A 6668-nucleotide genomic window follows, 5' to 3' on the forward strand; every position below is an offset into this window, starting at 1 on the left:
CATCAAGGCGTGGCGTGAGGAGCGTGCGCTCCAGGTCCTGGTCGCGATCTCTCAGCCAGTGATAAACCTGATGTTCCCTGCCTGCTATTTCCAGGCGGCCTTCTTCGGTCTGAAAGCGGCCATCTCCGCATTTGGTGAAATCCCATAGTCGTAAGATTCCTTGATTATTTTTGTTTCCTTCTTCCACCGCCTCGTATTCGCGGTAGACATCGCTTGGATGAGCGTAGCTGGCACTATCCTCAGCCAAGTAGCGTTGAAAACGGCGCCGTCCTGGCTTGAACGGCGAGTTGGGGCCGACATTGAAAAAACGGCTGAGCTTGTCTTTCCAGAAGTTATCAGTGAGTGGCCTCCTGATGAAGGTTGTGTATGGTTCACCGAACACTTCCTTCTGTTTTCGGGGATTTGCGACCAGTTCTATGAAGTCATCTACCGATAGTACCTTTGTCTTTTCGAGGCCGTCCAGATTGGCATTTGTCGCTGAGGCGGTGAGCACCACCAGGCCGACGATCTGAGGGATTGGCTCCCTTTGCGTCTCTGGTCTACCCTTCAAGACGCTGCCAAGAGGATTCAGGACTTCACGACAGATATCGCCAATCTTTTGGACTGGGGAAGGCCCTTTGTCTTTGCCGTTCTGAAACCAGCGCCCATCCTTGTTTTCGATCTGGCCGTCCCAGTCTTTGATATCGATAAAGAAGATGCGGTGATCGGCTACGATGATGACATCGATTTCACGAGATTTCCCCAGACCCAAAGTGAGGTCCAGGTTCGTGAAAGCGTACCAGTTTTGCGGAAGTTCCTTTTTTAGGCGTTCTAGTCCTCTTACTTCCCGCTTATGTACGCCACGACCGCAATTGGTGATCTGCATAAAATTCGCCCCCGTCGCGCCTATATAGACAGGCACAGCCTCGGCCTAAAGGAGTTTCACCCTGCGTGAACCGCAAAAGGAAAGGATCCGTCCAGAATCACATAGGGTGAACAAAGCCGCGGATCCTCATACCGCGATTTCGAACCCGTGGCACACGTCGATGAGGCGGAAATTCCTAACATGGGTGGCGGCAGGGAATGGGGCCCACAATGCTCCCGCCCCTGCGTAGGGCAAACCGCCCTAGGGACGCCTAGCCTTAGTCCTTCCTTTTAATCATGGCCGCGATACGGGTGTTGTGTGCCGCCCTCCGCCCTCCGCCTTCCGATCGCCGCGCTTTACGACCATTCGCCATTTGGCTTCCGGAGGGCACAGCAATCCGTCAGTTCGGCATCATCGAGTGCAGGATCGCCTGAATTTGCTCTTCCAGGTCGAGCTCGCCCCGTGCCTGAGCGCTCAACAGGTACTCGGCCTTGGCCCGGCGGTCGCCTCGGCTGATCGCAGGATAAGAGCAGACAGCCAGCAATGCTTCCTCTTCGATCCGGTCTGCCCTCCTGCGGTCGTACAAGCTGCTGCCCGCTCGATGTGCAATCGTATGGAGCGCGGCATATGCAGTCTCATGGGTGGCGATCAGTACCTGCAATTCGCGTGAAGTATATTCACCTTCAGCAAACGTCGGTTCAACGACAGACGCAACGGCGGTGAACGCAAGAAGTGTACGACGGGTTACTCCGGGCATGCCTCATATCCTTGCCGTCTGATGAGTGCGGCACACCATAACACCGGAGCAACTGTTCGCGGAGGTGCTCTGCAACACGATTACATTGTCTGCTGACAAAACCTATCCGGTCTCACAGCTGCCCTCGCGCCCCGTGGGTGAGCGGTTGGGCCCCGTGAAAACTAAAAAGTCGTCGGGTGAGGCTCGACATTCACCGCCCGCCCCAACCTGCCGACAAATCCCGGCGGGACGGGTGCCGGCGAGCTGCCGTCCCGGCGGCTGCGATCTCACACGCTGGCGTTCTAGGGTCAAAACTCTATCTGCTGGCTGCGGCCGATGGCCAAGGTTTAATGGGATTGCCCTTCGGCTCAAGAGCCGGAACGACCACGTTGCGGTAGGAGGACCAATCGGTCGCGCGTTCTGGAGTGACAGCAATTGGCCGTTAGCGGACGAACTTGTTCTGGGATATGATCCACGCTTGACTGCCGTTCTGAGGTACCATGGAAGACAGAGTACGCCGGCTTCGTGGTGCCGCAAGTAGTTCGCGTTCAGCTAGTCGGAACGGAGTGCCCGCCGCTCTTCCGGGGGAATGGCGGATCCCCTCCGCACGCTCCGGAAGGCCGCAAGTGCATATCGACCACGTCGCGGTCGTGGGTGAGTTCCTCACCGAGGTCGACAACATCGATATCATCATCGAGCTGGTCCAGAACGAACTCGATGCGGGCGCGACCCGAACAGAGATCGAAATCGGCGACGATGCACTGATCTGCTTTGGGAACGGATCGGCAATGGAGCCCAAGGGATGGGAGCGGCTCCGCTTCGTACTCGGCGCCGGCGCCCTAGTCGACGCAAAGATGGACGGCATTGGCTCGAAGAACCACGGCATTCGCACTGGATTTCTCTTGGGCGACAACATAACGGTTCAGTCCGACCGCCACCGCATCGACCTCACGGCCAAAGGCCAACCTGAGGAGCCGGAGAGATTCTATCCCGCCGCATGGCCGAAGGAACCTGATCTCCAGGCGCCCGAGACGGGCGTTAGGGTCACTATCCCGTACCGGACGCGGCCGGCCAAGATGGTAATCGGCAACCCGCTGACCGCCCCGTCCGCGACGACGCTCGACAAGCTGTTCGAGGACGCCGCCAGCATGGCGCCGGACCGCTTCCTCTGCGCGTCGGTGCCGGGACGCCCCTGGCAGTACGAACTTGTGCTGCGCCGACGAGGTCGGCAGGCCAGGTTGACGTTCCGATCGACGGCGCCAGACAGATCAGGGATCAGCTTGAGAACCTGCCACCTCTCCTCGAGTGCCCGCGCAGGGAGACTCGTTGCCCGCCTGGCATGCAGCACCTTCGATTTCACAGCGGACGAAAGCGACGACGCGAAGGTGCCGAGGCTCTATCGACGCGGTAGCCGGATCGTTTGCGAACTATGCTGGCCGACCGACACATCGGGATGGCCATATCGGGGCGCGGGCACTTACCGGTACCCGATCGCATTCCCGAAGGATCAGGCCGGAAACGGGCTGGGTTTCGATGTCTCTGGACCGTTCGTTGCCGGAAAGGCTCGACACTCGCTCGCTGAAGACCGACGGAACGTCGACCTGATTAAGGCCGCGCGCGCCGCATTCGTCGATCTGATGCTGAGGCATCTCGTCCCTACCCACGGACCGGCCGCTCTCGCACTTCTCGAGAACGTCGAGAGCCCCAGGCCCGTGGACGTCAAGGCCATGGTCGAAGCGCTGGTCGATGCCGGCGCGCTGCCTATCTGGTCGACTGCCGCCCAATCCGGCCGGCACCAGCGCTACGAGACTTCGACCGCCGGACTTCCGCCGCAGCTCCCGATGCCGCGCTATGGAGGGGGCATGCTGCATGAGGGGCTCGCGAGGCTCGCTCCAGCAAAAATCGCGCTCCTTCATCCCGAATCGCCTGCCTCGGTGGTGCTTGCGATGCGCGATATCGACGAAGTCAGGATTTTTGACGAGGTCGCTGCCGCCCGGTCCGTGTTCGTCGACGAGGCGCCCGCAGCCGGCGAGAAGCAGGACGGCTGGCTCGAGAAATGCGAACGGTCACTGCATCTTCTCGAGCTGTCGCGCCTAAGCGGCAAGCTCGAAGCGAAGGAGACTTCAGAACTCAAGGCGTCCGGCAGGCTACCGACTGCAGACGGCAGCGCGAAGCCATGGAGTTTCATCGAACGCGCAGCCGTTCCGCCACCGAAAATTCCCGGCGTTGAGAACCCTCGGCTGCTTCACCCGCGACTGGCGAAGTCCGCGATATTGAGGGACGGTGCGGGTACTATTTTACGCTTCAAGCTAGACGATTACCTCGCGCGGCTTGATTTCAACCGCGCAGGGGCGATCGCGCGCACAACGTTCTTCCAGTGGCTCCGGCGCAACCACTCTTCGCTGTCTCCGCGCTCGCTGGGTAAGATTGCTGAATACCCGGTTTGGCCGGACGAACAGGGCGTGGGACGGCCGCTGGAAAGCTTCTGCTGGCCGAAGCAGCAATATCTGCGTGAGGCGCTCTCCACCACGCTTCCGATGCCGGCTCAGCAGGTCGTGTCGTTTCCCGGACTGCGGCGCGCGTCGAACGCGGCGCTGCGCCTCAGGTCGACGCCAGGGTTTGAGGAATTGGCCTCATGGCACAACGCCGCGATGGACCGAGTGCGTGCGGCCACAGACGCGAAGGCAGCGGCGGCCGAGATTGACCACGCCGAGAAGATTCTCGTCCGGTTGCGCGAGGATGGGATTGGCCCGAAGAACTTTGCTCATGGCCATCTGAGCGTCAGTCTGTCAGGAGAGATTCGGCCGATCGTCCAACTTCACGCTGACACGGCTGCCGTTCGGTCGTGCCATCTCGCGGCCGAGGATCTTCTGCCGACCGCACGCCGAGTTTTGCATCTGGCGCTGGGCGCAAACGCCACGCCACTGCCAGAGGCGCTGATCAAGGCGCTTCGCGCCGACCCGCAGCGTTCGAGGCTGGCGGCGCGCCTCGACGCCTACAAGAGTACCGAGCGACCTTTATCCGAACTGTCCGACGAAGCCATCATCGAGGTCGATGGAAAGCTCCTGACTCCGTCGTCTCTCGCCTACGAGGCCTCGACCGACATGTGGGGCGAATGGAAGCGCAAAATTCCGATCGGCGAACTAGCCCCCCAAGAGGCCAAGCTGCTAGAGGAATCGGGGGTGCTCAAGGGAGTGAAGGAGGAGTACTCGAGGGGATTTTTTGAATGGCTGGCCGGCGTCCAGCCAGCAGTACTCAGCCGCCACAGGACGCAGATTGTTCGTCATTGGCTCGATCGTCGTGCCGGCCCCTCGCGGTGGAGTGCGCTTCAGCCGAGCACACCCTGCGTGATGGCCTATAGTTCTGAGAATTCGCCCTCGCTCCACTCGCATCGGGAGGCGATCGCAACGAAGGCGCAAATCTACCTGCCTGACATGCGTGCCATCCAATCGGCGGTGCTCGCGGACAATCCGCGCATGAAGCTCGCCGTCGTCGACGCACGGGGCGTCGACGGCTCCGCCATCCAAGAGCTCCGCGATCGCGGCGTGAAGTCGCTCGCGAGCAAGATCGGCGCACCAACAGGGCTTTCGATCGTGGGTCATTCCCGGTCCGACGAGCGGCTGGACGCAGAGCTTCGACTTCTGCGGTCGAGCGACGTCCGACGGTTCCTCAAATCGATGCTGCCGCGGTTCGACGTGCCCAGCGAGGCCCTCGGACGGCAATTTCGGAGGTTTCTGGACGGAATTGCGGGGGTGCGCGCCGCCGACGGCCTCGAAGCGGTCTACACCGTCAACCGGCGGCACTACCAGGCGCCGGCGACAGCGGGTTATCTCGCGGAGAGGCGGACGTTCTACGTGGCCGCAGACAGCGGACTCACGATGCCCTTCTACGAGGCAGTCGCGAAGGAGATCTTCGATGCGAACAGCCCGCCCGCGTACACATATGGCCTCTACCGGGCCGTGCACGAAATAACCGCGCCTGGCTTCGCGCAGTCGCACTTCGAAGATCTCGACATCAAGGAGGATGATCTAAAGCAGAGTCAGCAGGGCAAGACTGCACCGACCGAGAAGGAGGCCAGCGGTAGCGCAGAGAAGGGGCACGGCCTTCCCGACGATGTAAACCCATTCTTGCCCAAGCCGAACAAGATCGAGAAGCTCAGCGGTCGGACCTACACAAAGCCTACTCAGAAAAAGAAGAGCAAGGCACCCGCTTCGACCGACGCACTGCGCCACAGCATCGAGGAAGACGCACAACTCAACGACCTCAAGTTCGAGCACTACGCCGCGCACTGCCAGGCGTGCATCGGCGCTTACGATGTCCTCGACGCAGCCCCGCCCCAATCGTACGTGCATTCGCCACATTACCGAAAGTCGATAATCCATGCGCACCACGTGAAGCTGCTGGCCAATCTGGCCAAAGTTTCGAAGAACGATACCGACGGATTCGGCGCCCGGAATGTCCTTATCCTCTGCCGCTTTCATCATGCTCAGCTCGGCGATCTTCTCAGCCGGGAGATGGTTCGGGCTTCGCTTCGAACCGCTGGGCGTACGATCCGCAACTTCCCGGATAGCGAGGGCGGCACGCACGCTCGAAAGGGTCTTCTGGTGAGGATCGAAGTCGCCGCCGACCCCTACGAGATAGATCTGTACTTCACCAAGGAGCATGCGCAGGCCTGGCTCGAAGACTGATCGGCCGCCTCGACTAGCGTCGCCTTTTGAGGTGTGGCTAGTTGTCAAATGGCGAACATAAGACGCAACGGCCTTCGTAGGACCAGATCGCGTCATGCCACGTTCGCAACTGAACGACCGCAAAGGGGGGCGAACTCGGTCGGTCGTTCAGAGCGATTTGGATGGTTTGGCGACGAGACCAGTCGGCCAAGGGGCATCCTGAACTGTAAACGAAATTGTGGACGGGCGCGGCTGATTGGGGCCCCACAAGTAGCCCCGCCTCCCGGGCGTTCGTCGGTGGCGGGGCCGCCGGCCACCTCGGCCCTACCAGCGGCTGCCAAGCGGCGCGCGGCCTACAGCGGGCTCCGGGCGATCGACGACGGGCTCAGATCGTTTGACCTCTGTCGGTATGGCTCCCCTA

At 60.9% G+C, this 6668-nt stretch carries 3 protein-coding genes; 1 reads left to right on the top strand and 2 read right to left on the bottom strand.

All coding sequences use genetic code 11. The features are described from left to right. Both EOA33_RS19585 and EOA33_RS19590 read right to left on the bottom strand, forming a co-directional pair. Positions 1-865 (bottom strand): nuclease-related domain-containing protein (locus tag EOA33_RS19585; protein WP_145989205.1); only part of this gene is annotated, 865 nt, incomplete at its 3' end. A gap of 379 nt (positions 866-1244) precedes the next feature. Next, positions 1245-1601, bottom strand: a complete 357-nt coding sequence (locus EOA33_RS19590) for a hypothetical protein (RefSeq protein WP_127406332.1) — start codon at positions 1599-1601, stop codon at positions 1245-1247. 605 nt (positions 1602-2206) lie between these two features. On the opposite strand from EOA33_RS19590, the gene EOA33_RS19595 reads away from it, so the two are divergent. Continuing rightward, positions 2207-6268, top strand: coding sequence for a hypothetical protein (locus tag EOA33_RS19595; protein ID WP_127406333.1), 4062 nt, complete (start codon positions 2207-2209; stop codon positions 6266-6268). Positions 6269-6668 lie beyond the last annotated feature (400 nt).

This window comes from Mesorhizobium sp. M4A.F.Ca.ET.050.02.1.1, assembly GCF_003997725.1.
In the GTDB taxonomy this organism is placed as follows: Bacteria; Pseudomonadota; Alphaproteobacteria; order Rhizobiales; family Rhizobiaceae; genus Mesorhizobium.

Excerpts from the sequence above, each read along its gene's own strand:
- EOA33_RS19590 (WP_127406332.1), bottom strand. The coding sequence starts at position 1,601 with ATGCCCGGAGTAACCCGTCGTACACTTCTTGCGTTCACCGCCGTTGCG.